The 23,971-nt window shown below is 68.9% G+C and carries 25 protein-coding genes; 20 read left to right on the top strand and 5 right to left on the bottom strand.

Annotated elements, in window-relative coordinates; translation table 11 throughout:
• Position 1 precedes the first annotated feature (1 nt).
• The gene (locus tag WS57_RS08145; RefSeq protein ID WP_009695187.1) at positions 2 to 790 is read right to left on the bottom strand and encodes an enoyl-CoA hydratase/isomerase family protein; all 789 of its coding nucleotides are present in this window, start codon (positions 788 to 790) and stop codon (positions 2 to 4) included.
• 145 nt (positions 791 to 935) lie between these two features.
• Here WS57_RS08145 and WS57_RS08140 point away from each other — a divergent pair, with 145 nt between their 5' ends.
• From WS57_RS08140 to WS57_RS08110, 7 genes are all read left to right on the top strand, one after another.
• Positions 936 to 2,105, top strand: coding sequence for an ABC transporter ATP-binding protein (locus WS57_RS08140; protein ID WP_069244019.1), 1,170 nt, complete (start codon positions 936 to 938; stop codon positions 2,103 to 2,105).
• 112 nt (positions 2,106 to 2,217) lie between these two features.
• The gene (locus WS57_RS08135; RefSeq protein ID WP_059603147.1) at positions 2,218 to 3,327 is read left to right on the top strand and encodes an ABC transporter substrate-binding protein; all 1,110 of its coding nucleotides are present in this window, start codon (positions 2,218 to 2,220) and stop codon (positions 3,325 to 3,327) included.
• 24 nt (positions 3,328 to 3,351) lie between these two features.
• Complete coding sequence (locus tag WS57_RS08130) at positions 3,352 to 4,227, top strand: ABC transporter permease (RefSeq protein WP_060300282.1); 876 nt, start codon at positions 3,352 to 3,354, stop codon at positions 4,225 to 4,227.
• Positions 4,228 to 4,247: 20 nt separating this feature from the next.
• Positions 4,248 to 5,042 (top strand): ABC transporter permease, encoded by a 795-nt coding sequence (locus WS57_RS08125; RefSeq protein ID WP_059514222.1) that lies wholly within the window; start codon positions 4,248 to 4,250, stop codon positions 5,040 to 5,042.
• Between the two features lie 24 nt (positions 5,043 to 5,066).
• Positions 5,067 to 5,795: an NAD(P)H-dependent oxidoreductase gene (locus tag WS57_RS08120; protein WP_069244018.1), complete on the top strand. Its 729-nt coding sequence runs from the start codon at positions 5,067 to 5,069 to the stop codon at positions 5,793 to 5,795.
• Positions 5,796 to 5,816: 21 nt separating this feature from the next.
• A complete protein-coding gene (locus WS57_RS08115) occupies positions 5,817 to 6,455 on the top strand; it encodes a MarC family protein (protein WP_059603152.1) in 639 nt (212 codons plus the stop codon).
• A gap of 49 nt (positions 6,456 to 6,504) precedes the next feature.
• Positions 6,505 to 8,106, top strand: coding sequence for a 5-guanidino-2-oxopentanoate decarboxylase (locus WS57_RS08110; protein WP_069244017.1), 1,602 nt, complete (start codon positions 6,505 to 6,507; stop codon positions 8,104 to 8,106).
• An 89-nt stretch (positions 8,107 to 8,195) separates the two neighbouring features.
• On the opposite strand, the gene WS57_RS08105 is transcribed toward WS57_RS08110, so the two are convergent.
• Positions 8,196 to 8,786, bottom strand: coding sequence for a TetR family transcriptional regulator C-terminal domain-containing protein (locus WS57_RS08105; protein ID WP_009694857.1), 591 nt, complete (start codon positions 8,784 to 8,786; stop codon positions 8,196 to 8,198).
• A 304-nt stretch (positions 8,787 to 9,090) separates the two neighbouring features.
• Between WS57_RS08105 and WS57_RS08100 the strand changes: the two genes are divergently transcribed.
• From WS57_RS08100 to WS57_RS08075, 6 genes are all read left to right on the top strand, one after another.
• Positions 9,091 to 9,897, top strand: coding sequence for an ABC transporter ATP-binding protein (locus WS57_RS08100; RefSeq protein WP_009694858.1), 807 nt, complete (start codon positions 9,091 to 9,093; stop codon positions 9,895 to 9,897).
• 106 nt (positions 9,898 to 10,003) lie between these two features.
• Complete coding sequence (locus WS57_RS08095) at positions 10,004 to 10,801, top strand: transporter substrate-binding domain-containing protein (RefSeq protein WP_009694859.1); 798 nt, start codon at positions 10,004 to 10,006, stop codon at positions 10,799 to 10,801.
• Positions 10,802 to 10,859: 58 nt separating this feature from the next.
• Complete coding sequence (locus WS57_RS08090; RefSeq protein ID WP_040129630.1) at positions 10,860 to 11,576, top strand: ABC transporter permease; 717 nt, start codon at positions 10,860 to 10,862, stop codon at positions 11,574 to 11,576.
• Between the two features lie 43 nt (positions 11,577 to 11,619).
• Positions 11,620 to 12,315, top strand: a complete 696-nt coding sequence (locus tag WS57_RS08085) for an ABC transporter permease (protein ID WP_069244016.1) — start codon at positions 11,620 to 11,622, stop codon at positions 12,313 to 12,315.
• 53 nt (positions 12,316 to 12,368) lie between these two features.
• A complete protein-coding gene (locus WS57_RS08080; RefSeq protein WP_059514232.1) occupies positions 12,369 to 13,556 on the top strand; it encodes a pyridoxal phosphate-dependent aminotransferase in 1,188 nt (395 codons plus the stop codon).
• A gap of 34 nt (positions 13,557 to 13,590) precedes the next feature.
• Positions 13,591 to 14,601, top strand: a complete 1,011-nt coding sequence (locus WS57_RS08075; protein ID WP_069244015.1) for a succinylglutamate desuccinylase/aspartoacylase domain-containing protein — start codon at positions 13,591 to 13,593, stop codon at positions 14,599 to 14,601.
• 65 nt (positions 14,602 to 14,666) lie between these two features.
• Here the strand turns inward: WS57_RS08075 and WS57_RS36905 are convergent, their stop codons facing one another.
• Entirely contained in the window at positions 14,667 to 14,951 is a 285-nt protein-coding gene (locus tag WS57_RS36905) for a hypothetical protein (RefSeq protein WP_155774268.1), read from the bottom strand.
• A 57-nt stretch (positions 14,952 to 15,008) separates the two neighbouring features.
• On the opposite strand from WS57_RS36905, the gene WS57_RS08070 reads away from it, so the two are divergent.
• From WS57_RS08070 to WS57_RS08050, 5 genes are read left to right on the top strand one after another with little or no spacing between them, the layout of a single operon-like run.
• The gene (locus WS57_RS08070; RefSeq protein WP_069244014.1) at positions 15,009 to 17,420 is read left to right on the top strand and encodes an MCP four helix bundle domain-containing protein; all 2,412 of its coding nucleotides are present in this window, start codon (positions 15,009 to 15,011) and stop codon (positions 17,418 to 17,420) included.
• A 14-nt stretch (positions 17,421 to 17,434) separates the two neighbouring features.
• A complete protein-coding gene (locus tag WS57_RS08065) occupies positions 17,435 to 18,163 on the top strand; it encodes a methyl-accepting chemotaxis protein (RefSeq protein ID WP_236871874.1) in 729 nt (242 codons plus the stop codon).
• Positions 18,160 to 18,741, top strand: a complete 582-nt coding sequence (locus tag WS57_RS08060; protein ID WP_059477415.1) for a hypothetical protein — start codon at positions 18,160 to 18,162, stop codon at positions 18,739 to 18,741. The genes WS57_RS08065 and WS57_RS08060 overlap by 4 nt, the downstream gene beginning before the upstream one ends.
• 34 nt (positions 18,742 to 18,775) lie before the next feature.
• Positions 18,776 to 19,735 (top strand): chemotaxis protein CheX, encoded by a 960-nt coding sequence (locus WS57_RS08055; protein ID WP_040129617.1) that lies wholly within the window; start codon positions 18,776 to 18,778, stop codon positions 19,733 to 19,735.
• A 35-nt stretch (positions 19,736 to 19,770) separates the two neighbouring features.
• Positions 19,771 to 20,136: a response regulator gene (locus WS57_RS08050; RefSeq protein ID WP_009689510.1), complete on the top strand. Its 366-nt coding sequence runs from the start codon at positions 19,771 to 19,773 to the stop codon at positions 20,134 to 20,136.
• Positions 20,137 to 20,214: 78 nt separating this feature from the next.
• Here the strand turns inward: WS57_RS08050 and WS57_RS08045 are convergent, their stop codons facing one another.
• On the bottom strand, positions 20,215 to 20,739 hold the full coding sequence (locus WS57_RS08045; RefSeq protein ID WP_059477460.1) for a DMT family transporter: 525 nt from the start codon (positions 20,737 to 20,739) through the stop codon (positions 20,215 to 20,217).
• Between the two features lie 90 nt (positions 20,740 to 20,829).
• Between WS57_RS08045 and WS57_RS08040 the strand changes: the two genes are divergently transcribed.
• Both WS57_RS08040 and WS57_RS08035 read left to right on the top strand, forming a co-directional pair.
• Positions 20,830 to 21,753 carry a LysR family transcriptional regulator gene (locus WS57_RS08040; protein WP_069244012.1) on the top strand — a complete coding sequence of 308 codons (924 nt, stop codon included), beginning with the start codon at positions 20,830 to 20,832 and terminating at the stop codon, positions 21,751 to 21,753.
• Between the two features lie 121 nt (positions 21,754 to 21,874).
• Positions 21,875 to 22,669 (top strand): enoyl-CoA hydratase, encoded by a 795-nt coding sequence (locus WS57_RS08035; RefSeq protein ID WP_059514321.1) that lies wholly within the window; start codon positions 21,875 to 21,877, stop codon positions 22,667 to 22,669.
• A gap of 81 nt (positions 22,670 to 22,750) precedes the next feature.
• Here the strand turns inward: WS57_RS08035 and alr are convergent, their stop codons facing one another.
• Complete coding sequence (gene alr / locus WS57_RS08030) at positions 22,751 to 23,872, bottom strand: alanine racemase (protein WP_059514243.1); 1,122 nt, start codon at positions 23,870 to 23,872, stop codon at positions 22,751 to 22,753.
• Between the last annotated feature and the right edge of the window lie 99 nt (positions 23,873 to 23,971).

The following is a 23,971-nucleotide window of genomic DNA, read 5'->3' as shown; positions in this document are numbered from 1 at the left end:
ATCATCTCCCGACAAAAAGAGGTGCGCGGCCCTCGACCGACGCGCGAAGCGCTTCCTGGCCGTCCACGCTGTGACCGCAGGCGACGCCGGCCGCCAGTTCGCCGCGCAGCTGCTCGGCGAGGGTGTGCGTGAGCGACTGCGCGAGCAGCGCCTTGGTATGGCCGAACGCGACGCTCGGCCCTTGCGCGAGGCGAGCGGCGAATGCGGCGACGTGTTGCGCGAACTCGTCCGCATCGACGACTTCGGACACGAGGCCGGCCGCGAGCGCGTCCTGCGCGTTCCAGCGTTCGTTCAGGAAGATGAAGCGACGCACGACGTCGGGCCGCGCGAGACGCGGCAGGAACCAGCTGCCGCCCATGTCGGGGCTGTAGCCCATGCCCGTATAGCCGCAGCGCAGCGTCGCGGCCGTGCTCGCGATGCGGAAGTCGCACGCGAAGCCGATGTCGGTGCCCGCGCCGACCGTCGAACCGTTCAGCGCGGCGATCGTCGGGCGCGGGAACGCGGCGAGCGCCTGCACGAAGCGGTGCGCGCGCTCGGTCCAGCCGTAGGAGTCGAGTTCGCCGTTGCGCTCGGCCTCGGCCCATTCGTCGACGTCCGCGCCCGCACAGAACGCGCTGCCGGTGCCGGTCAGCACGACGCAGCGCACGGCCGGATCGTTCGCGAGCGCATCGAGCGTCTCGCGCAGGAAGTCGAGATGCGGTCGCGCGAGCGAATTGCGTTTCGCGGGCCGGTTCAGGCGAAGGGTCACGACGCCGTCGTGCCGTTCGATTTGGATGTCCTCAACGCTCATGCTGATCACTGTCTCCTTGGTGTTTTGTGTCGGGGTGTGTCAGAGCCGGCAAGGGTCGCCGCTACTTGCGGACCGCATTTCGGCATAGTATAAGTTCTGTTAAATGAACGTTCAACCCAATTCTGAGATGACCGGGAGACGGACGATGAGCGCGGTGATGGAGACGTCGGCAGGTGTAGGGGAGGCAAAGCCGGGTGCGCGGCCCGCGGCGGACGCGACAGCGGCGGGTCGCACGACGGGCGGCGCGGGCCTGCAGATCGATCGCGTGTCGAAGCGCTACGGCAACGTGCACGCGCTGCGGGAAACCACGATCGACATTCCGCGCGGCGAGTTCCTGACGATCCTCGGGCCGTCCGGCTCCGGCAAGACGACGCTGCTGACGATCGTCGCGGGGTTCGAGCAGCCGACTACCGGCGACCTGCGCGTCGGCGGCCGCAGCATCGTCGCGCTGCCGCCCGAGAAGCGCAATTTCGGGATGGTGTTCCAGGGCTATGCGCTGTTTCCGCACATGACGGTCGAGCAGAACGTCGCGTATCCGCTGATGGTGCGCAGGCAGAAGGGGCCCGACGCGGTGAAGCGCGTGAAGGCCGCGCTCGAACTCGTCCGGCTCGGCCATCTCGCGGACCGCCTGCCGCGCCAGTTGTCGGGCGGCCAGCAGCAGCGCGTCGCGATCGCGCGCGCGCTGGTGTTCGATCCCGACCTGGTGCTGCTCGACGAACCGCTCGGCGCGCTCGACCGCAAGCTGCGCGGCGAAGTGCAGGTCGAGCTGAAGGCGCTGCACGAGCGGCTCGGCGCGACCTTCCTGTTCGTCACGCACGACCAGGAGGAGGCGCTGTCGATGTCGGACCGGATCGCGATCATGCGCGACGGCCGGCTCGAACAGATCGGCACGCCGGACGGGCTGTACGAACAGCCGGCGAACCGCTTCGTCGCCGACTTCCTCGGCAAGAGCAACTTCATCGAAGGCGTGGCGCTCGGCGGCGATGCCGAGACGACGCATTATCGCGTCGGCGACGCGCGCTTCGTCGCGCGCGCGTGCGGCGCGCGGCCGGACGACACGCTGCTGTTCGCGCTGCGGCCCGAGAAGATCGGCGTCGCGGCTGCATCGTGCGGCGGCGCGCACAACGAAGTGGCCGGCCGCATTCGCCACTGGAGTTATTTCGGCTCGTCGTACCGCTTCGAGATCGAGACGGCTGCGCTCGGTCGCGTGACGGCCGACGTGCCGGCATGGCGCGGGCTCGCATCGCCGCGCACGGGGATGGACGTGTTCGTGCAGTGGGAGCGCGACGCGACCTGTCGGATCGCGTCCGACTGACGCGGCGCGCGACGTATGCCGCGCGACGGCATGTGCCGCCGTCGCCGGTCGATTCACGGCGCCCGGAACCGACGAGACGCGGGCGGGCGCCGCCCAGCCAGGAGGAGACACCATGACGAACCGCCATCTGCAGGACCTGCTCGACCAGGCGCGCGAATTGCAGCCCGCGACCTCGCAGCGCCGCCGCGATTTCCTGCGGCTGTGCGCGGCCGCCGGCATCGCGCCGACGCTGCTGTCGCTCGGCGCGAAGCACGCGCTGGCCGCGAACCCGAAGGAAATCGTGCTGAGCGCATGGGGCGGCGAAGCGCGCTCGGCGTTCCGCACCGCGTATATGGATCCGTTCACCAAGGCGAGCGGAATCCGGATGGGTTACGACTCGTCGCCGGAGGACGGCAAGATCAAGGCGATGGTCGAGAACCGGAACGTGATCTGGGACGTGATGGACCTCGACGGCTTCGCGGCGATCAAGCTCGGCAGGCAGGGCTTCCTGCGGCCGATCGACTATTCGGTCGTCGGGCGCAACGCGCTGCCGGGACTCGCGTCGGATTTCGGCGCGCCGTCGTATCTGCTGAGCTACGTGCTGGCTTACGACGCGCGCAAGTTCGGTGCGAACCCGCCGAAGAACTGGGCCGATTTCTGGAACGTCGGCAAGTTTCCGGGCAAGCGCGGGCTGTGGAAATGGATGGGCGGCGCGCTCGAGGCCGCGCTGATGGCCGACGGCGTCGACAAGGACAAGGTCTATCCGATCGACGTGCCGCGCGCGCTGAAGAAGCTGAAGGAACTGAAGTCGAACGTGCTGCTGTGGGATTCCGGTGCGGACAGCCTGCAACTGCTGCGCAATGGCGAAGTGAGCATGGCCTGCATCTGGCATACACGCGCGAACGTGATCCAGCGCGAAACCGGCGGACGGTTCCGCTATACGTGGGAGCAGGGGCTCGCGTCGTGCGACGTGTGGGGCGTGCCGAAGAACAACCCGTCCGGCGATGCGGTGTGGCAGTTCATCAAGTTCGTGCAGGGCGTCGAGCCGCAGGTGCGCCTGCTGTCGCTGCTCGGCAACGGGCCGGTGACGACGGCCGCGACGGCCGCCGTGCCGCAGGCGCTGCGCGCGGACAATCCGGGCACGCCGGAGAACTGGGCGAAGCAGTGCAAGGTGAATCCCGAGTGGTGGGCGCAGCATTACGAAGCGACGCTCGCGCAATACACCGACCTGATGTCGTCCTGAGCCGCGGCCACGGAGCGTGACGCCATGAATACGCTGTCCTCGCCCGTCACGGGCGCCGCCCCGGCGGCTCGCGCGAAAGCCGACCGCTACTGGCTGCTCGTCGTGCCGCTGCTCGCGGTGCTGATCGTGCTGTACGTCTATCCGCTCGTGCGCGTGCTGTGGCTCGGCTTCACCGTGCCCGAGCCGGGGCTGCAGAACTATGCGCGGCTGCTCGCGAACCACGGCGTGCACCGCGTGCTGTGGACCACGCTGCGCGTGTGCGCGGTCACGACCGTCTGCTCGGTGGCGCTCGGCTACGCGATCGCGTATGCGATGGCGCATGTCGGCCCGCGCCAGCGGATGGCGCTGATGTTCGGGCTGCTCGTGCCGTTCTGGGCGTCGGTGCTGGTGCGCGCGTTCTCGTGGCTGTTCCTGCTCGGCGAGCAGGGGCTCGTCAATACGCTGCTGATGCGCATCGGCCTGATCGACGCGCCGCTGCCGCTGATGCGCAACGAGGTCGGCGTCGTGATCGGCATGATCCATTTCATGATTCCGTATGCGGTGCTGCCGCTGTACGCGAACATGAAGGGCATCGATCCGCAGCTCGCGCGCGCGTCGCAGGGGCTCGGTGCGCGCGCGTTCGTCACGTTCCGCAAGGTGTATTTCCCGCAGACGCGGCCGGGCATCGTCGGCGCGGCGATCCTCGTGTTCATCTTCTCGCTGGGCTTCTACGTGACGCCGGTGATCCTCGGCGGCGGCCGCACGGTGATGATCGCCGAGTACATCAGCACGCAGATCCTGCAACTGGTGAACTGGGGCAGCGGCGCTGCGCTCGCATCGCTGCTGCTTGCGTCGATCCTGGCCGCGCTCGCGCTGCTCGCGCGCTTCGTCGACCTGCGCGAACTGTTCGGCGCGCGCTGACCTGACCGGAGAACGATCCGATGAAAACCCGAGTGAGTGCAGGGCGTGCGCTGGTGATCGGCGTCGCATGGGCCGCGATCCTGTTCCTGATGCTGCCGCTGCTGGTGTCGGTGCCGGTCTCGCTGACGCCGAACGACTATCTGTCGATGCCGGACGGCGCGCTGTCGCTGCAGCACTACCGCGTGCTGCTCGACGACGACGGCTGGGTGTCGAGCTTCCTGCAGAGCGGGCTGATCGCGCTGGTGTCCGCCGCGATCTCGGTGACGCTCGGCACGCTCTGCGCGATCGGCCTGTGGAAGGTCGCGTCGCGGCGCGGCGAGCTCGTGCGCGGCGTGATCCTGTTTCCGCTGATCGTGCCGCCGATCGTGTCGGCGCTCGCGTTCTACCGGCTGTGGGGCGAGCTCGGGATGCTCGACAGCTATCCGGCCGCGATCCTGTCGCATGTCGTGCTGTCGGTGCCCTATGTGGTCGTCGCGGTGTCGGCGTCGCTCGCGACCGTCGGGCTGCGGATCGAGCAGGCGTCGCGCAGCCTCGGTGCGAACGTCGCGCAGACGCTGCGCTACGTGATCCTGCCGTCGATCCGGCCCGGCGTGCTGTCGGCCGCGGTGTTCGCGTTCATCCTGTCGTGGGACGAGCTCGTCGTCACGCTGTTCATTTCGAGCCGCAACGTGTATACGCTGCCGCGCCGCATGTGGGACGGGATGCGCGAGAACGTCGATCCGGCGATCGCGTCGGTGTCCACGCTGCTGCTTGCCGCGACCTGCATCGCGATCGGCCTGTCGCTGCTGCGCAGGCGCGCGGCCGGGTCCGTCTGATTTCAACCGGAGAAAAGTCACATCATGAAAGTCCTGATCGTTCACGCCCATCCGGAGCCGCAGTCGTTCACGACATCGATGCTGCATCGCGCGGTTCGCACGCTCGAAGCGCAGGGCCATACGGTGACGGTGTCCGACCTGTATGCGATGCAATGGAATCCGGTCGCGAGCGCGGCCGATTTCGGCGTGCGGAAGAATCCCGATTACCTCGTCTATGCACTGGAGCAGCGCGAGAACGTGGCCGCGCACACGATCGCGCCGGACATCGCCGCCGAGCTCGACAAGCTGCTCGAATGCGACCTGCTGATCCTGAGCTTCCCGCTGTTCTGGTGTTCGATGCCCGCGATCATGAAGGGCTGGCTCGACCGCGTGCTCGTGTCGGGCAAGGTCTACGGCGGCGTGCGTTTCTACGATCGCGGCGGGATGCGCGGCAAGCGCGCGCTGCTCGCGTATACGTGCGGCGGGCGCGACCACATGTTCGGCGCCGACGGCGTGCACGGCGAGATGGACCTGATGCTGCGCCACGTGCTGCGCGGCACGCTCGGCTATGCGGGCTTCGACGTGCTGCCGTCGTTCGTCGGCTATCACGTGCCGTATATCGGCGACGCCGAACGCGCGGCCGTGCTCGATCGGTACGACGCATACCTGACGCAGCTCGACCGGCTCACGCCGATGGCGTTCCCGACGCTCGACGATTTCGACGGCGAGATGCGGCCGCGCGAGCGGGCGGCGCACGAAGCCGCGCAGGATTGAACGACGACGCGAGCCCGAGCGATGACGCTGACGTCGAGCGACCTGCTGCTGTTCCTGACCGGCCTCTTGACGCTGTTCTGTCCGCCGGTCGCGATCCCGATGTATGCGGCGGTGACCGGGCATTTCCCGGACGCGACGCAGCGGCAGATCGCGATCCGGCTGTTCGCGTGGATCGCGGCGCTGATGGTCGGCGCGGTGTGGGGCGGCCAGTTCCTGCTGCGCATGCTCGGCCTGACGCTCGGCGCGCTGACGCTGACGGGCGGCCTCGTGCTGTGCCTGTGGTCGATCCCGATGATGCGCGGCACGGCGAACGACGAGCGCAGCGGCGGCGGCACGCAGCTCGAATATGCGCAGTGGCGCAACTACATCGCGGTGCCGCTGATCTTTCCGCTGTCGATCGGCAGCGCGGTGATGTCGCTGGTGATCACGACCGCGACGCGCTTTCATACGCCGGCCGACCTGCTCGCGCTGAGCGCCGCCTGCGTGCTGCATGCGGCCGTGATCGGCCTCACCTATGCGTGTTCGGCGTCGTGGTGCCGGCGGCTCGGCGAGATCGGCCGCACGCTCGTCGAGCGGCTGTCGGGCATCGTGCTGACCGCGATCGCGTTCCAGATGCTCGCGCAGGGCGTGCGCGAACTGCTGCCGGGGCTCGCGCACTGACGGCGGCCGCCGTGCGCGTCCGCAACCTTTGATGAACGATGGAATCCTTATGAAAACAGCAGGCATGTACCTCGTCGAACTGCTCGCCGCATACGGCGTCGACACGGTGTTCGGCATCCCCGGCGTGCATACGATCGAGCTGTACCGCGGCCTGGCCGGCAGCGCGCTGCGCCACGTGAGCGCGCGCCACGAGCAGGGGCTCGGCTTCATGGCCGACGGCTATGCGCGCGCGACCGGCAAGCCCGGCGTGTGCTTCGTGATCACCGGGCCCGGCATGACGAACATCGCGACGTCGATGGCGCAGGCATATGCGGATTCGATCCCGATGCTGGTGATCTCGAGCGTCAACGCGTCGGGCGACATCGGTTCCGGCAACGGCCATCTTCACGAACTGCCCGACCAGCACGCATTCGCGGCGAACGTCGCCGCGTTCAGCTACACGGTGCCGTGTGCCGACGCGCTGCCGCAGGCGATCGCGCGCGCGTTCGCGGTGTTTTCCGGCGGCCGGCCGCGCCCGGTGCACATCGCGATTCCGCTCGACGTGCTGGCCGCGCCGGCCGATACGCTGCCCCCCGTGCCGGCCGCACCGCCGCGCATCGCGGCCGGCCCTGCATCGGCGGCCGGCGTCGACGCGCTGCGGGCTCGCGCGGCGGCCGCGCGTGCGCCGCTGATCCTTGCTGGCGGCGGTGCGCTCGACGCGGCCGACGACGTGCGCTGGCTCGCCGAAACGCTCGACGCGCCGGTCGTGATGACGATCAACGGACGCGGCGTGCTGCCGCACGCACATCCGCTCGGCATCGCATGGTCGGCGTCGAGCGACGCGGTGCGCGCGCTGATGCGCGACAGCGACCTGATCGTCGCGCTCGGCACCGAACTGGGGCCGACCGACTACGACCTCTATGCGACGCGCAGCTTTGCGATTCCCGCGCCGCTCGTGCGGATCGACATCGATCCGCAGCAGCTGTGCCGCAACGCGGTTCCCGCGCTGCCGCTGCTCGGCGACGTCGGCGAGACGCTGCGTGCGCTGCGGCGTGTCTGGCCGGCCGAGGCGGCGGCACGCGTCGAAGGCGACGGCATCGAGCGCGCCGCGACGTGCCGCGTCGCCGCACAGCAGGAAGTGAACGACGAGATGCGGCGCGATCTCGCGCTGCTCGACAACGTGCGCGACGCGTTGCCCGATGCGGCGATCGTCGGCGACTCGACGCGCATCGTCTACGCGGGCAACGTCGGCTTCGCGGCGTCGCGGCCACGCAGCTGGTTCAACGCGTCGGTCGGGTTCGGCTCGCTCGGTTACGGGTTGCCGGCGGCCGTCGGCGCCAGTCTCGGCGATCCGTCTCGGCCGGTCGTGTGCATCGCCGGCGACGGCGGCTTCCAGTACACGCTCGCGGAACTCGGCACGGCGGTGCAGCACGGTGCGCGCCTGATCGTCGTGCTGCTGAACAACGGCGGATACGGGGAGATCAAGCGGGCGATGGTCGACGGCGGCGTCGAGCCGGTCGGCGTGGACCTGCATACGCCGGATTTCGTCGCGATCGCGCGCGCGTACGGGTGGGGCGCGCAGCGCATCGACGAGGGCGCGCCGCTGGCCGGCGCGCTGAGCGAGGCGGCTGCGCACGGCCAGCCGTACCTGATCGAGATCCGCGCGGCCTGAACGCAGGAACGGCCTCGCGCTGCGCCGGCGGGCGCGGGGCGAGGCCGTTCGTTTGCGTTGCGAGCGGGCCGGCGGGCCGCGTTGCGTCGTTACGCGCGCTTGCGGGCCGTTTTCGGCGGCGGCAGGAACGTATCGACGACGCGCAGGCAGCTGGTCAGCGCGTCTTCCGCCGTAAACGACGTCGGGTCGCGCGCCAGCTCCAGCCAGAAGCCGTCGATCACGGCGGTCAGCGTCAGCGCGGCCAGCTCGCTGTCGACGGCGCCGCCGCGCACTTCGGCGATCTGGTCGAACAGCTTCTTCAACGCCTGCCGGTAGCCGCTGTACAGCTCCTTGTGCGCCTTGCGGATCACCGGGTCGCTGTGCGCGACGCTCCAGAAGCCGAGCCACACCTTCACGTTCTTCGGCGCGAACACGGGCGCGGCGAAACATACCCTGATGATCGCGTCGAGCTTTTCCTCGGGGCCGGTCGCGTTCGCGGCCGCCGCGCGCGACACGTCGAGCAGGTCGGCCGCGAGCCGCTTGTAGGTCTGCGCCATCAGCTCGTCTTTCGACTGGAAGTGATGGTTGATCAGGCCGCGCGAGACCTTCGCCTCCGAACAGATGCGGTCGATCGTGGTTTCCGAATAGCTGTAGCGCGCGATGCAGCGCATCGTCGCGTCGATGATCGATTGCTGACGCACCGCGGGCGTTTCTCGGATGCCGCGGCTGCGCGTCTGAACCGGGGCCGTGTCAGAAGTCTTTTTCACGTGATGACCTTACGGAATCGTCATGGAACCGATTATAGGGGAGTGTCGGACGCTTGTTCAATTACGATCTCGAAAGCGTTCCGGAACCCGCGAAAACCCTTGCTTCCGGAATATTGAAAACTGTTGAACCGATGTTCAACAGAGCCTATACTCGATTCCGCATGAGGTTGGTCGGCCATTCAACAAGACGCCGCGATCCCGCACGGGGCGGGCGTGAGAATTCGACATGGGAGACAGCATGTTGGCGCGGGTGGAGAGCGTGAAGGCGGCGGTCGAGGAGCGCGTGCAGGTGGTCGATCTGCACAAGCGGTTCGGCGAGCTGGAGGTGTTGAAGGGCGTGTCGCTGAGCGCGCGCGAAGGCGAAGTGATCTCGCTGATCGGGGCGAGCGGCTCGGGCAAGAGCACGCTGCTCCGGTGCATCAACCTGCTCGAGACGCCGACGCAGGGGCGCATCGTCGTCGACGGCGAGGAGATCGGCCTGAAGGTCGATCGCAAGGGGCGTACGGTGCCGACCGATCCGCGCCAGGTCGAGCGGATCCGCACGCGGCTCGGCATGGTGTTCCAGAGCTTCAACCTGTGGGCGCACCGCACGGTGCTCGAAAACGTGATCGAGATGCCCGTGCACGTGCTGCGCGAATCGCGCGCCGAAGCGATCGCGCGCGCCGAGCAGCTGCTCGAGCGCGTCGGCCTCGCCGACAAGCGCAACGTCTATCCCGCCTTCCTGTCCGGCGGCCAGCAGCAGCGCGTCGCGATTGCGCGCGCGCTCGCGATGCGGCCGAAGGTCATGCTGTTCGACGAACCGACGTCCGCGCTCGATCCCGAGCGCGTCGGCGAGGTGCTGAAGGTGATCCGCGATCTGGCCTGCGAGGGCCGCACGATGATTCTCGTCACGCACGAGATGGCGTTCGCGCGCGACGTGTCGAGCCGGGTGCTGTTCCTGCACCAGGGGCGCGTCGACGAGAGCGGCACGCCGGCCGAGATCTTCGATGCTCCGCAAGGCGAGCGCTGCCGCCAGTTCGTCAACGCGCACCGGCAGCGTCACTGAACCGCCGGGCTGCGCCATGACCGCTCGCAACCGAGCCGGTCGCGCCGATGCCAGTCGCCCGATGCCGGTCGCCCCGTCCCCCATCTTTCCTGCAAGGAGTTCGATCATGAAGCGCGTCTTACGCACTCTGCTGTGCCTGTTCAGTCTCGTTGTCGCGGCGCTCGCGCCGCTCGGCGCCGCGCAGGCGTCGTCCGGCGTGCTGCGCTTCGGCGTGGCCGCCGAGCCGTATCCGCCGTTCCTGATGAAGAGCCCGACCGGGCAGTGGAGCGGCTTCGAGGCCGACCTGATCCGCGCGCTGTGCGAGCAGATGAAGGCGAAGTGCGAGATCAAGGAAGTGTCGTGGGACGGGATCATCCCGGCGCTGCTCAGCGACAAGATCGACGTGATCTTCAACTCGATGTCGATCACGCCGGAACGGCAGAAGGTGATCGCGTTCTCGCGGCCGTACTACGAGACGCCGGGCACCTTCGTCGGTGCGAAGAACGCCAGGCTGACGCTGACGCCGGACGGCCTGAAGGGCAAGGTGATCGGCGTGCAGGGTTCGACCGCGAACGCCGAGTTCATCAAGATGGCGTACGGCAAGACCGCGACGGTCCGCCTGTACAACACGCAGGACGACTGCAACGCCGATCTGGTCGCGGGGCGGATCGACACGATGTATCTCGACCAGCTCGGCATCCTCGACTTCCTGAAAACGAAGGACGGTTCGGCGTTCGAGCTGAAGGGCCCCGGCAGCGTGAAGATGGATCCGGCGATCTTCGGCTACGGCGTCGGCGCGGGCATGCGCAAGGCCGATGCGCCGCTGAAGCAGCAGATGGACCAGGCGCTCGAACAGCTGCACGCGTCGGGCAAGTACGCGCAGATCGCGAAGAAGTATTTCCCGATCGACCTCTGGCCGCACTGATCGCGCAGACCACGGCATACCGGCGCACACCGGCGCGACGCACGCACGAGGAGGCGGCATGGACGGTTGGGGATGGGTGAGCTACCTGGGCATGGACCCGGACGGCTGGGGCGTCGCGCTGCTGCAGGGCGCGGGCGTGACGCTCGAGATTTCGCTCGGCGCATTCGTCGTCGGCATCGCGCTCGGCTTGCTCGGCGCGGCGGCCAAGCTGTCCGGCGTGCGCGTGCTCGAACGCATCGCGCAGGGCTACACGACGCTGTGCCGCGCGGTGCCCGAGCTGCTGCTGATCCTGCTGCTTTACTACGCGGGCACCGACGCGATCAATCTCGTGATGACGGCGATCGGCATCGGGCCGGTTGCGGTCAACGGCTTCGCGGCCGCGGTGATCGTGCTCGGCATCGTGCAGGGCGCGTATGCGGCGGAGATCATCCGCGGTGCGATCCTCGCGATCCCGTTCGGGCAGATCGAGGCCGGCCGCGCGTTCGGCGCGTCGCCCGGCCTCGTGTTCCGGCGCGTGACGCTGCCGGCGATGGCGCCGTACGCGCTCGCGGGCTTCGCGAACCTGTGGCTGATTCTCGTGAAGGACAGCGCGCTGATCAGCGTGGTCGGCTACAACGAGCTGCTGTACACCGCGAAGCAGGCGGCCGGCTCGACGCGCGAATACATGCGCTACTACCTGATGGTCGCGGTCGTCTATTTCGCGATCACGTCGCTGTCCGGGATGCTGTTCCGCGAGATCGAACGGCGCTTCGGACGCTGGATGCCCGCGTCGTGACCGGCATCGCTTCTCTCCCTCGTCATCGAATCGGGTCGACCTCATGGATCTGAGCGTATTGTCGTCATACGGGGCGCTGCTGATGCTCGGCGTGCTGACCACCGTCAAGCTGCTCGTCATCTCGGCCGTGTTCGGCTTCGGGCTCGCGATCGCCGTCGCGTTCGCGCGGCTGTCGCCGAACCCGCTCGTCGCGCGCGGCAGCAAGGCATTTACCGAGGTGATTCGCGGCACGCCGCTGCTGGTGCAGATCTACCTGATCTACTACGGCGTCGGCTCGCTGTTCGCGGGCTGGCCCGCGCTGCGCGACAGCGTGCTGTGGCCGTTTCTGCGCGACGGTTTCTGGTATGTCGCGTTCGCGCTCGTGATCAGCGTCGGCGCGTATGTCGGCGAGGTGCTGCGTGCGGGGCTGCGCGGCGTGCCGAAGGGCGAGATCGAAGCCGCGCGTGCAATGGGGATGCGACCGTCGATGATCGCGCGACGCGTATGGCTGCCGCGCGCGATCCAGATCCTGCTGCCGACGCTCGCGGGCGAGACCGTGATGCTGCTGAAGTCGACCGCGCTCGCGTCGACGGTCGCGGTGATGGACGTGCTCGGCGCCGCCAACTATATCCGCGCGCATACGCTGCGCACCTACGAGCCGCTGCTCGCGATCGCTGTGATCTACGTCGTGCTCGCGTTCCTGATCGAGCGCGTGTTCGGCCGGCTCGAGCGGCGCGTGCCGGTGCGCATGCCGCGCTGACGACAACCACTGACGACGCGGCGGCCCGCCGGGCGCCGCGCGATGGAGGACGCATGAACTATTCGAAGCTGGTCGAGCGCCTGCAGGGCAAGCGCACGACCGCGTGGGACATCCACTACGCGGCACAGCAGGCCGTCGCGGCCGGCGAGCCGGCGATCATCCTGAGCGTCGGCGATCCGGATTTTTCGACGCCCGAGGTGATCGTCGAACGCGCGGTCGCCGCGCTGCGCGGCGGCGATACGCACTACAGCGAAGTGCGCGGCCGCGCCGAACTGCGCGCGGCGATCGCGCGCGAGCATGCGGCCGGCAGCGGCCAGCCGGTCGGCCCCGAACACGTGATCGTGACGGCCGGCGCGCAGAACGCACTGTTCGCGATGGCGCTGTGCCTGTGCGAAGCGGGCGACGAAGTGATCGTGCCGGAGCCGATGTATCTGACCTACGAGGCGAGCATTCGCGCGTCGGGCGCGACGCTCGTGCCGGTGCCGGTCGATGCGTCGCGCGGCTTCCATCTCGACTGCGACGCGCTCGAAGCGGCCGTGACGCCGCGCACCAAGGCGATCTTCTTCGCGACGCCGTGCAATCCGACCGGCGTCGTGATGCCGCGCGCCGACCTGGAGCGGATCGCGCGGCTCGCCTGCGAGCGCGACCTGTGGGTCGTGTCCGACGAGGTGTATGCGGCGCTGACGTTCGAGCGCGACATGGTCAGCATCGCGTCGCTGCCGGGCATGGCCGCGCGCACCGTGACGATCGGCAGCCTGTCGAAGTCGCATGCGATGCCGGGCTGGCGCGTCGGCTGGGCCGTCGGCCCGGTCGAACTGATCGAGCATGCGGAACGGCTCGCGCTGTGCATGCTGTACGGGCTGCCGGGTTTCATCCAGCAGGCGGCGATCACTGCGCTCGACAACCGCGCGGCGATCGTCGCGGACATGCGCGAACTCTACCGCCGCCGCCGCGACCTGGCCTACGGCCGCCTGCGCGACGTGCCGGGCCTGCGCTGCCTGCTGCCCGAAGCGGGGATGTTCATGATGGTCGACGTGCGCGGCACGGGGCTCGACGCGCATGCGTTCACGTGGGGGCTGTTCCGCGCGAAGCAGGTCGCGCTGCTCGACGCGAGCGCGTTCGGCGACACGGCATCGGGCTTCGTGCGCTTCGGCTTCGTCGTCGACGATGCGCAGCTGGCCGACGCGTGCGAGCGTATCGCCGCATACGTCGCCAGCCTCGGTGCGGGTTCCGCGTCGTGACGCGCGGGGCGACGATCCTGAAGGAGACGACACGATGATCGACACGCTGACGTGGCAGGTGCCCGGCGACCACGGGCAGCCGCTCGCGATCCGCGCGTGGCGGCTGTCGGGCGGCGACGGCCCGCGCGTACATCTGCAGGCCGGCGTGCATGCGGACGAGATCGCCGGGATGCTGGTGCTGCACCGGCTGCTGCCGCAATTGTGCGCGGCGCACGATCGCGGCGTGCTGCGCGGCACCATGACGATCGTGCCGCAGGCCAATCCGCTCGGACTCGCGCAGTTCCGGCAGGGGCGGCTGCTCGGCCGGTTCCATGAAGCGACGCACCGCAACTTCAACCGGCATTTCCACGAATCGGCGGCGACGCGCCGGCCCGCGACGAGCTTCGCCGCGTGGCAGCGCACGCTGCTCGGCGCGGCCTGCGACGCCGACATCGTGCTCGACCTGCATACCGATTCCGAAGCGCTGCCGTACCTGTACCTGCATCGCGAGCTGTGGCCGGCCGGCCGCGATCTCGCCGCCGCGCTCGGCGCCGAGGTCGCGATTCTGTGGGACGAGGACGACGACGGCGCATTCGAGGGCGCCGTCGTCGCGCACTGGCTGCGCGACGGCGCGCTGCGCGACAAGCTCGTCGCGACCGTCGAGCTGCGCGGCCAGTCCGACGTGTCCGATGCGCTGGCCGAGCGCGACGCCGACGGCGTGCTCGCGTTCCTGCGCGGCCGCGGCGTGATCGCCGAGCCGCCGGGCACGCCGGACTGGTGCGGCGAGGCCGTGCCGATCGCGCACATGGAGACGGTGATTGCGCCGGTGTCGGGCGTGCTGGTCTACGAGCGCGAACTCGGCGCAACGGTCGAAGCCGGCGAACGGATCGCACGCATCGTCGCGCATCCGGGCGTGCCGGGCAGCGAGCATGTGCTGGTCGCGCCGCAGGCCGGACGCATCGTCACGCGCAATCGAGAGCGGCTGGTCGCGCAGGGCGACGTCGCGCTGAAGCTGACCGGCTCGCGCCCGTCGACGGGATGGTCGGGCGGTGCGCTCGATCCGTGATCGGGTCCGGGCGCGCCGGTGCAGGAAATCGCAGAAAACAATCACGCGCCGAACGACGCGTCTTTTTAAAAATGTGCGAAATCGATTGAATCGACGATAATGCGCAAACGTTTTCGGTATTCGACCTGATTGCCGTCGCGGATTAAAAAATAAAAGCATGAATATCCGCGCGCGGCGCGACGCGCGTCTGCCCGGATGCCACGCCGGTGAAGGCGGCGTGAGGTTAACGGCAGTTTCCGGAAAAACTTTAGGATTTTTCTCCGGAAAATAACCATTTCGATTTCGTCAATGATCGATTGATTTTCGGTCATCGGACCGTCATACACCATCCCCGATAATTCGCCGCTCATATTCTTTCAACGGACCAACGGGCGATCGAAACCGGATTGCCGCGGGGAGCTGTACACATGACCATCCGTCATCGCATTACGTTGCTGGTTGTCCTGACCTTCGTCGCGTTGTCGGCGATCGGCGTTTACGCCGTGTACCAGACGCGCAAGAGCGCGTCCGAAGTGCGTCAGGTCACGCAGGGAATCGTGCCGAGCGCGCTCGCGTCCGCGGATCTCGTCGCCGATGTGAAGAACATCCAGATCGCGACGATGACGCTCGTCTACGCGCCCGACGCGAACACCGCGTCGCAGGCGCGCGACGAACTGAAGGCGAAGCAGGCCGCGTTGCGCGCGGCGCTCGACGCACAGGCGAAGTCGGCCGTCGGCCGCGCGCAGCAGGGCCTCGTCGCGCAGGCGAAGGACAGCGTCGCGAACTACTTCGCGGCGATCGACGACACCGTGAAGATGAAGACCGAAGGCAAGGCCGAGATGGCGCAGGCCTTCCTGTTCGCGAACGTCGCGCAGTATCGCGACGAGCTGGAAAGCATCGTCGATACGCTGCGCGTCGAGAAGAACCGCCAGAAGGACGATGCGATCCTCGCGCTGAACGGCATGCTGTCGACGACGGCGACCGCGATTGCCGGCGTCGCCGGCACCGTGATCGTGCTGCTGACCGCGCTCGGCTTCGTGCTGTACCGCCAGATCACGCGTCCGCTGAGCCGGATGCAGACGATGATGAGCGAGATCGCGACGAGCCAGGATTTCACGCGTCGCGTGCCGGTGGGCCGGATGGACGAGATCGGTCATTCGATCGTCGCGTTCAACGGCATGATCGAGAAGATCCAGCAGAACGCCGCGCAGCTCAAGCAGAAGACCGCGGACATCCAGGCGATGCTGCAGAACATGCAGCAGGGGATCCTGACGGTGGTCGACGGCAGCGTCGTGCATGCCGAGTACTCGGCGTACCTCGAGACCATCTTCGAGACGAACGACATCGCGGGCCGCGACCTGATGGCGCTCGTGTTCGACGACTCGAACCTCGGCTCCGACGCGCGCTCGCAGGTCGAGGCGGCGGTGCACGCGTGCCTCGGCGAAGACAGCATGAACTTCGAGTTCAACGCGCACCTGCTCGTCAACGAAGTCGCGAAGCGGATGCCCGACGGCCGCGAGAAATGGCTCGACCTGAGCTGGTCGGCGATCACCGACGAGACCGACACGGTCGCGCGCCTGATGCTCTGCGTGCGCGACGTGACCGAGATCCGCGAGCTGACCGCGCAGGCCGGCGAGCAGCAGCGCCGCCTCGAGATGATCGGCGAGATCCTCGCGATCAGCCAGGACAAGTTCCACGACTTCGTGCACAGCGCGAAGGGCTTCCTCAGCGAGAACGAGCGGATGATCCGCCAGCACGACAACGCGGACCACTCGGTCGTCGCCGCGCTGTTCCGCAACATGCACACGATCAAGGGCAACGCGCGCACGTACAGTCTTCAGCATCTGACCAATATCGTGCACGAGGCCGAGCAGGCATACGAATCGCTGCGCCGCGCCGAAGGCGGCCCGACATGGGACCGCGACGCGCTGATGGACGACCTGGCGCGCGTGCGCGCCGCCGTCGACCACTACGCGACGATCAATGCGGAGACGCTCGGTCGCAGCGGCGCACCGGCGGGCGCCGACGCGGCCGGCTACCTGATGGTCGATCGCGCGCATATCAGCGAGAGCCTGCGGATGCTCGACGGCGCCGACCCGGCGAATGCGTCGGACTGGCACGCGGCGCGCGACGCGGTGCGCCGCATGCTGAGCCAGTTCGGCACGCAGGGGATCGGCGATGCGCTCGGCAGCGTGATCGAGTCGCTGCCGTCGCTCGCGGCGGAGCTCGGCAAGCCGGCGCCCGTCGTGCATATCGACAGCCACGGCCATCGCGTGCGCAGCGAGATCGTCGCGACGCTGAAGAATGTATTCATGCATCTGCTGCGCAATGCGGTCGACCACGGGATCGAGACGTCCGAAGCGCGTCGCGCGGCGGGCAAGCCGGCGGCCGGCACGATCGACATCGCGGTCGGCGTGGACCGCGGCGAGCTGTGGTTCGTGTTGAGCGACGACGGCCGCGGCCTCGCGCTCGACCGGATTCGCGGGATCGCGCGCGAGCGCGGCTGGATCGACGCGGACCAGGCCCACCTGCTGCCCGACGATGCGGTCGCCGAGCTGATTTTCCGGCCGGGCTTCTCGACCGCGGATGCGGTGACCGAGGTCTCGGGGCGCGGCGTCGGCATGGACGCGGTGCGCAATTTCCTGAAGCGCGACGGCGGCGACATCGCGCTGCGCTTCACCGACGATCGTGTCGGCGCGCCGTATCGCGCATTCGAGACGATCGTGTCGCTGCCGGCCCGCTTTGCGGCGGACGCGCATGCGCACCACGGTCATGGCCACGCGACTGCGGAGCGGCCGCAGGCGCGCACGGATGTGGCGGACCTCGACGCGGTGGAGTGATGGTGCAAGCCTGGATGACCCAGATCGCCGCCGCGCTGGCGGGCGGCCTCGTCGTTGCGGCGCTGGCGGCGATCGTGTTGCGCGCGATGCGCGCGCGGCTGGTCGCGGCGGCGACCGATGCGCAGAACGCGTTGCGCGACGCGCTGGAGGCGGCCGACGCTCGGGCCGCCGAAGCGGCGTCCGCGCAGGCCGACGCGGCCGAGGCGTGGGCGCAGCGTGAAGCACAGCTCGAGCAGGCACTCGCGCGCGAGCAGGCCGGGCGCGACACGCAGCGCGACGCGCTCGACGCGCTGTCGGCCGAGCGCGCCGCGCTCGCGCAGCATGCGATGAAGATCACCGACGAAGCCGCGCGACTGCGCGGGCTGGCCGGCACGTTCGAGCGCTGGCACGAGCAGATGATCTCGTTGACGACGCAGAACCAGGACATGCGCGCAAAGAACCAGGAGCTGTCGGCGATCGTCGCGCACGTGTCGATCGTGTCGCTGAACGCGTCGATCGAGGCTGCGCGCGCCGGCGCCGCGGGCCGCGGCTTCTCGATCGTCGCGAGCGAGGTGCGCGGGCTGGCGGCGCGTTCGCAGCAGTTGTCGAACAGCTATCGCGACAGCCTGAACCGCAACGATCTCGTGACTGCCGCGACGTTCCAGGACATCCAGGCAGGCGGCAAGATGATCACGGCCGCGCTCGCGACCGTCGAGACGCTGGCCGGCCAGCTGCATGCGCGGCTCGAGGGAGAGGCGGCGTGATCAGCGAGCAGGCGAAGGGCGGCTTCGAGCGGATCTTCTTCGACGCGGCGCGCACGCGGCTCGCGTCGGGCAGCGGCGCCTGCGACATCCGCCCGGCCGCGACCGACGCGCCCGATGCCGCGCACGCGAAGTCGCGCGCCAGGGCCGGCGCGAAGGCGGCCGAGCACGTCGCGGTGCTGACGATCTCGGCGCTGCATTTTCGGCTGCTGCTCGCGCTGCGCTTCAGCGACGACGATGCGACGCGCCGCCATTTCGCCGCGGCGATGCAGGCCGGCGCCGCGCAGCGGCCGTTGCCCGAAGCGTTCATGGAAGTGGCGAACCTCTGCTGCGGCGCGATCAACCAGGCGCTGACCGTGCCGTTTCCCGATCTCGGGATGTCGACGCCTTACCTGCTGAGCGGCGCGAGCGTCGACTATCTGCCCGCGCTCGCGCCGGACCATGTCGCCGCGTACGAGCTGACGCTCGACGGCGACGTGCGGATCGGCGCGACGCTGTGCGTATGCGCGAACGCGCCGGTCGATTTCCACGTGCCCGAGACGGCCGCGCCGGACATGGGCGGCGCGCTCGAACTGTTCTGACCGACCCGCAACCGAAACCCAGGAATCCTTCGAGATGACCGTAGACCAACCCGTCAGCAAGGTGCTCGTGCTCGACGACAGCCGCGCGCACGCGGACGCGATCAAGCGTTTCTGCGACGAACACAACCTGGTCGGACTGACCGTGCGGCGCAGCCGGCTGCTGAAGGTGCTGCGCTCGAACATCGATCTCGGCGCGATCCTGCTCGCCGAGGACTACGGCGGCTCGCCGGCCGAGAGCGCGATCGTCGCGACGCAGATCGACGCGCTGCGCCCCGAGCTGCCGATCATCCTGCGCCGCACGTCGCTCGCGTCGCGCGACGGCCTGCCGGACGCGCTCGCGCGCGTCGCCTGCGCGGCCTACGTCGCGGACGACATGACGCCGCTGCGGCGCGCGGTCGACGAGTACCTGTTCAGCCGCGACTATCCGAACGCGCTGGTGCGCGGCATCTCGGAGATCACCGAGGCGCGGCTCGACAGCCTGTTCCCGGGAATGACGATCGAGCGCGACACGCCGTGCATCGTGCGCGACCAGATCATCTTCGGCGAAGTATTCAGCCTGATTGCGCTCGAAAGCGCCTGGTGCCGCGGCTACATGCTGCTGCAGACGAGCGAGCAGCCGCTGCTCGACATGATCGGCGGCACGCGCGCCGACGGCCGCGCGCCGGATTTTCGCGACGTCAACAGCGTGCTCGGCGAACTGACCAATCTCGTGTGGGGCGCGTTCAAGAACCGCTATCTCGGCGATGCCGAAGCGCTGTCACGCCACCCGGTGCAGGTGCCGCTCGTCGTCAATCACAAGCAGAAGTTCATCTCGTTCGGCGGCGACTGTCCGCAGCTCTGCTTCAAGTACCGGATGACCGACCCGGCGTCGGGACGGTCGGTGTGCATCGATCAGCGTTTCGTGTTCAGCCTGAGCTGGTCGCCGGAGGATTTCCGCGAATCGGTGCAGGACGTCGGGCCGATGGTCGAATCGGGCGAACTCGAACTGTTTTGAATATTGAAGTCTGGAACAAGGGAAAGGAGCAACGCATGGCAAGGATTCTGGTAGTCGACGATTCGGGCACGGTGCGCGACGAGGTCGCGGGCTTTCTGCGCAATCACGGGCTCGACGTCGCGACGGCGGTCGACGGCAAGGACGGGCTCGCGAAGCTGAAGGCGACGCCCGGCGTGCGCCTCGTGATCAGCGACGTGAACATGCCGAACATGGACGGCCTGACGATGGTCGAGAAGATTCGCGGCGAACTGGCGAACGCGTCGGTCAACGTCGTGATGCTGACGACCGAAAGCAGCCCGGCGATGAAGGAACGCGGCAAGGCCGCCGGCGTGAAGGGCTGGATCGTGAAGCCGTTCAAGGGCGACGCGGTGCTCGACGCGCTGAAGAAACTGGCCGGATAACGCGGCGCGCGGGCCGGGCGGCATCCGAAGGCGGATGCACGCGCGGCCCGGCCGACGGGGCGGACGGCGTCGTGGCCGTCAGCGCACCGACGCGCGCGCGGGATCGGCGGCCACGCGATCCGGCGCGACCGGCGCACGCGTCTGCCACTGCACGACCAGCATTCCCGCGAAGATCAGCGCGACGCCGGCGATGCGGCCCGGCGTCGCGAGCCGCTGCGGCAAGCCCATCAGCCCGTGGTGGTCGATCAGCAGCGACGCGAGCATCTGACCGGCGACGACGCAGACGATGAAGGTCGTCGCGCCGAGCCGCGGCGTCAGGATCAGCGCGAGCGTGATGTAGATCACGCCGGCGAGCCCGCCGAGCCAGACCCAGGCGGGGCGCTGCAGCGCCTCGCCGACCAGCGGCGCATGCGCGCGCGTGGCCAGCAGCACCGGCAGCACCGCGAGCAGGCTGACCGTCAGCGACGCGACGCTTGCCCACAGCGGATGGCCGAGCGCGCGTCCGAGCGCGGCATTGCTGCCGCCCTGCAGCGGCACGAGCGCGCCGGCGACGAAGGCCGCGACAGCGAGCGGAAGGGTGGCGAGGGAAACGGAAGTCGGCATCGTGGTCGCTTGTGAAAAGGTGTCGAAATGATTGTCGTCCATTAAGATGGAGAATGGAAATTCGTCATTCGGATGCTTCATATTCGTCCCATGAATAATCTGGCGCGCATCGACCTGAACCTGCTCGTGACGCTGCATGCATTGCTGAGCGAACGACATATCTCGCGCACTGCCGTGCGGCTGCACCGCAGCCAGCCGGCGGTGAGCCATGCGCTCGCGCGGCTGCGCGAGATCTTCGGCGATCCGCTGCTGGTGCGGCGCGCGGGCCGTCTCGAACTGACCGCGCGCGCGAACGAACTCGTCGAGCCGCTGAACGACGTGCTGGGCCGGCTCGGCGCGCTGATCGAACCGCCCGCGTTCGATCCGTCGGCGGCCGCGCGCGTGTTTCGCATCGCGATGTCCGACTACGGCGCGCGCATCGTGCTGCCGGCGCTCGTGAAGACGCTGCGCGCCGACGCGCCGGGCATCGAGCTGATCGTGTCGCAGGCGACGCGCGAGGCGATGCGGATGCAGCTGATGGACGGCGAGGTCGATCTCGCGCTCGGCGTGCTGCCCGCGTTGCAGCGCGAACTGCATGCGCAGCCGCTGTTCGTCGAGTCGTTCGCGTGCATGGCCGACGCGCGCCGCATGCCGCGCCGCGGCGCACTCGCGCTCGACGCGTGGCTCGCGCGGCCGCATGCGCTCGTCGCGATGCGCGACGGGATGGACAACGAGGTCGATCGCGCGCTCGCGCGGCTGCGCCGCGAGCGTCGCATCGCGGTGATCCTGCCGTTCTGGAGCGTCGCGAACGACCTGATCGCCGGCACCGACCTGGTGCTGACCGTCGCGCGCCGCAACCTCGACCGCGCGCACGACGATCCGCGCCTGCGCGTGTTCGAGCCGCCGTTCCCGATCGATTCGTTCGAGTTTGCGCAGCACTGGCATGCGCGCCGGCACGGCGATGCCGCGCACCAGTGGCTGCGGCAGACGATCGCGCGCGTCGCGAGCGGCGAACGGGGTTCGGTCGCGGTTTGAAAATCGATGGCGGTGCGCGGCTGGACGCCGCGCGGATTGTGGAGGACCATTTCATCGACCTGCGGTGAACGCGCGCGATTGCCGCGAACCGCATCCTGCGAACCCCGTCGAGCGGAACATCATGGAACCCCATCACGAGACTGCCGATCCGATCCTGTTGCGCGAAGCGCGCGACGGCGTCGTCACGCTGCGGCTGAACCGCCCGCAGCAGTTCAACGCGTTGTCCGAGGCGATGCTGGCGAGCCTGCACGACGCATTCGTTTCGCTGGCCGCCGATCCGCACCTGCGCTGCGTCGTGCTGGCCGCCGAAGGCAAGGCCTTCTGCGCGGGGCACGACCTGCGCGAGATGCGCAGCAAGCCCGGGCTCGACTACTACCGCGCGCTGTTCGCGCAATGCAGCCGCGTGATGCTCGCGATGCGCGCGCTGCCGGTGCCGGTGATCGCGCGCGTGCACGGCATCGCGACGGCGGCCGGCTGCCAGCTCGTCGCCGCGTGCGACCTCGCGATCGCGGCCGATACCGCGCGCTTCGCGGTGTCGGGCATCAACGTCGGCCTGTTCTGTTCGACGCCGGCCGTGGCGCTGAGCCGCAACGTGACGGCCAAGCGAGCATTCGACATGCTCGTGACCGGCCGCTTCGTCGACGCGGCGACGGCTGCGGCGTGGGGCCTCGTCAACGAAGCCGTGCCCGAGGATGCGCTCGACGCGGCGGTCGCGCGCAAGGTCGCGGAGATCGTCGCGAAGAGCCCGGCCGCGGTGCGCTACGGCAAGCAGATGTTCTACCGGCAGCGCGAGCTGTCGCTCGACGACGCGTATGCGTATGCGGGCGACGTGATGGCGCGCAACATGATGGAAGAGGATGCGGGCGAGGGGATCGACGCGTTCCTGGAGAAACGGGCGCCGACGTGGCGCACGTAGCTGCATGAAAGCGGACGGGCCGCCCGATGGCGGCCCGCAAGCGGATCGGCATGGGCGTCGCCGCGGCGGCGTGCCCGCCGCTTAGCGCCCGTAGCTGCCGGTGCGCAGCGCGGGCTGCATGGTCGATGCGCCCGGAGGCACGATCACGACCGGCACGCGCCGCGCGAGCGCGCACATCAGCTCGTAGCCGATCGTGCCGCTCGCTTCCGCGACGTCGTCCACCTTCACCTGGTCGCCCCACAGCTCGACGCTGGAGCCGATGCCCGCATTCGGGCACGGCGTCAGGTCGACGGTCAGCATGTCCATCGACACGCGGCCGACGACGCGCGTCATCACGCCGTCCACCGCGATCGGCGTGCCGGTCGGCGCGTGGCGCGGATAGCCGTCCGCATAGCCGCACGCGACGACGCCGATCCGCATCGGCCGGTCCGCCGTGAAGCGGCGGCCGTAGCCGACGGTTTCTTCCGGCGCGAGCGTCTGCACGCCGATGATCTTGCTGGTCAGCGTCATCGCGGGCATCAGCGGCGTGTCGGCGATATGCCGCGACGCGCCGGTCGGCGACGCGCCATACAGGATCGTGCCGGGCCGCACCCAGTCGCGATGCGCGCGCGGATGCCAGAGCACGGCCGCCGAGTTCGACACCGAGCGCTCGCCCGGAATGCCGGCCGTGGCCGCGTCGAACGTATCGAGCTGCCAGTCGACCTCGCCGTCGTCGGCATTCGCGAAGTGCATCATCAGCGTGATCCGGCCGATCGACGGCGCGCTCGCCGCGCGTTCCCACGCGGCGCGGAACGCGTCGGGCCGGTAGCCGAGCCGGTTCATCCCGGAATTCATCTTGAGCTGGATGTCGATCGGCTGCTGCGGCTTCGCGGCGATCAGCATGTCGAGCTGCTCGTCGCAGTGGACCGACACCGTCAGTCGGTGGCGCTCGACCAGTTCGACGTCGGCCGGCTCGAAGATCCCTTCGAGCAGCAGCACCGGCTTGTCCCAGCCGAGCTCGCGCACGCGCACGGCTTCGGCGAGGTCCAGCAGCGCGATGCCGTCGGCGGCTGCGAGGCCCGGATAGATCCGTTCGATCCCGTGACCGTACGCGTCGGCCTTGATCACGGCCCACACGCGCGATTGCGCGGCGGTGCGGCGGATGAAATCGAGGTTGTGGCGGATCGCGTCGGGGCGGATATGGGCGACGATGGGACGGGGCATGGCGATGTCTCGTGTCGGAGTCGTTCGTGGGGGCGCGCCGGGGCGCGGATCGGCAAGCTGGCGCGACAATGCGTCGAGCCAGTATCGAGCGCTATCTTA

The organism is Burkholderia pseudomultivorans (genome assembly GCF_001718415.1).
GTDB classification, from domain to species: domain Bacteria; phylum Pseudomonadota; class Gammaproteobacteria; order Burkholderiales; family Burkholderiaceae; genus Burkholderia; species Burkholderia pseudomultivorans_A.
The sequence above is the reverse complement of the archived record's forward strand: the minus strand, read 5'-3'. Positions and strand labels throughout refer to the sequence as shown.

Excerpts from the sequence above, each read along its gene's own strand:
- WS57_RS08145 (WP_009695187.1), bottom strand. The coding sequence starts at position 790 with ATGAGCGTTGAGGACATCCAAATCGAACGGCACGACGGCGTCGTGACC.
- WS57_RS08140 (WP_069244019.1), top strand. The coding sequence starts at position 936 with ATGAGCGCGGTGATGGAGACGTCGGCAGGTGTAGGGGAGGCAAAGCCG.
- WS57_RS08135 (WP_059603147.1), top strand. The coding sequence starts at position 2,218 with ATGACGAACCGCCATCTGCAGGACCTGCTCGACCAGGCGCGCGAATTG.
- WS57_RS08130 (WP_060300282.1), top strand. The coding sequence starts at position 3,352 with ATGAATACGCTGTCCTCGCCCGTCACGGGCGCCGCCCCGGCGGCTCGC.
- WS57_RS08125 (WP_059514222.1), top strand. The coding sequence starts at position 4,248 with ATGAAAACCCGAGTGAGTGCAGGGCGTGCGCTGGTGATCGGCGTCGCA.
- WS57_RS08120 (WP_069244018.1), top strand. The coding sequence starts at position 5,067 with ATGAAAGTCCTGATCGTTCACGCCCATCCGGAGCCGCAGTCGTTCACG.
- WS57_RS08115 (WP_059603152.1), top strand. The coding sequence starts at position 5,817 with ATGACGCTGACGTCGAGCGACCTGCTGCTGTTCCTGACCGGCCTCTTG.
- WS57_RS08110 (WP_069244017.1), top strand. The coding sequence starts at position 6,505 with ATGAAAACAGCAGGCATGTACCTCGTCGAACTGCTCGCCGCATACGGC.
- WS57_RS08100 (WP_009694858.1), top strand. The coding sequence starts at position 9,091 with ATGTTGGCGCGGGTGGAGAGCGTGAAGGCGGCGGTCGAGGAGCGCGTG.
- WS57_RS08095 (WP_009694859.1), top strand. The coding sequence starts at position 10,004 with ATGAAGCGCGTCTTACGCACTCTGCTGTGCCTGTTCAGTCTCGTTGTC.
- WS57_RS08090 (WP_040129630.1), top strand. The coding sequence starts at position 10,860 with ATGGACGGTTGGGGATGGGTGAGCTACCTGGGCATGGACCCGGACGGC.
- WS57_RS08085 (WP_069244016.1), top strand. The coding sequence starts at position 11,620 with ATGGATCTGAGCGTATTGTCGTCATACGGGGCGCTGCTGATGCTCGGC.
- WS57_RS08080 (WP_059514232.1), top strand. The coding sequence starts at position 12,369 with ATGAACTATTCGAAGCTGGTCGAGCGCCTGCAGGGCAAGCGCACGACC.
- WS57_RS08075 (WP_069244015.1), top strand. The coding sequence starts at position 13,591 with ATGATCGACACGCTGACGTGGCAGGTGCCCGGCGACCACGGGCAGCCG.
- WS57_RS36905 (WP_155774268.1), bottom strand. The coding sequence starts at position 14,951 with ATGAGCGGCGAATTATCGGGGATGGTGTATGACGGTCCGATGACCGAA.
- WS57_RS08070 (WP_069244014.1), top strand. The coding sequence starts at position 15,009 with ATGACCATCCGTCATCGCATTACGTTGCTGGTTGTCCTGACCTTCGTC.
- WS57_RS08065 (WP_236871874.1), top strand. The coding sequence starts at position 17,435 with ATGACCCAGATCGCCGCCGCGCTGGCGGGCGGCCTCGTCGTTGCGGCG.
- WS57_RS08055 (WP_040129617.1), top strand. The coding sequence starts at position 18,776 with ATGACCGTAGACCAACCCGTCAGCAAGGTGCTCGTGCTCGACGACAGC.
- WS57_RS08050 (WP_009689510.1), top strand. The coding sequence starts at position 19,771 with ATGGCAAGGATTCTGGTAGTCGACGATTCGGGCACGGTGCGCGACGAG.
- WS57_RS08045 (WP_059477460.1), bottom strand. The coding sequence starts at position 20,739 with ATGCCGACTTCCGTTTCCCTCGCCACCCTTCCGCTCGCTGTCGCGGCC.
- WS57_RS08040 (WP_069244012.1), top strand. The coding sequence starts at position 20,830 with ATGAATAATCTGGCGCGCATCGACCTGAACCTGCTCGTGACGCTGCAT.
- WS57_RS08035 (WP_059514321.1), top strand. The coding sequence starts at position 21,875 with ATGGAACCCCATCACGAGACTGCCGATCCGATCCTGTTGCGCGAAGCG.
- alr (WP_059514243.1), bottom strand. The coding sequence starts at position 23,872 with ATGCCCCGTCCCATCGTCGCCCATATCCGCCCCGACGCGATCCGCCAC.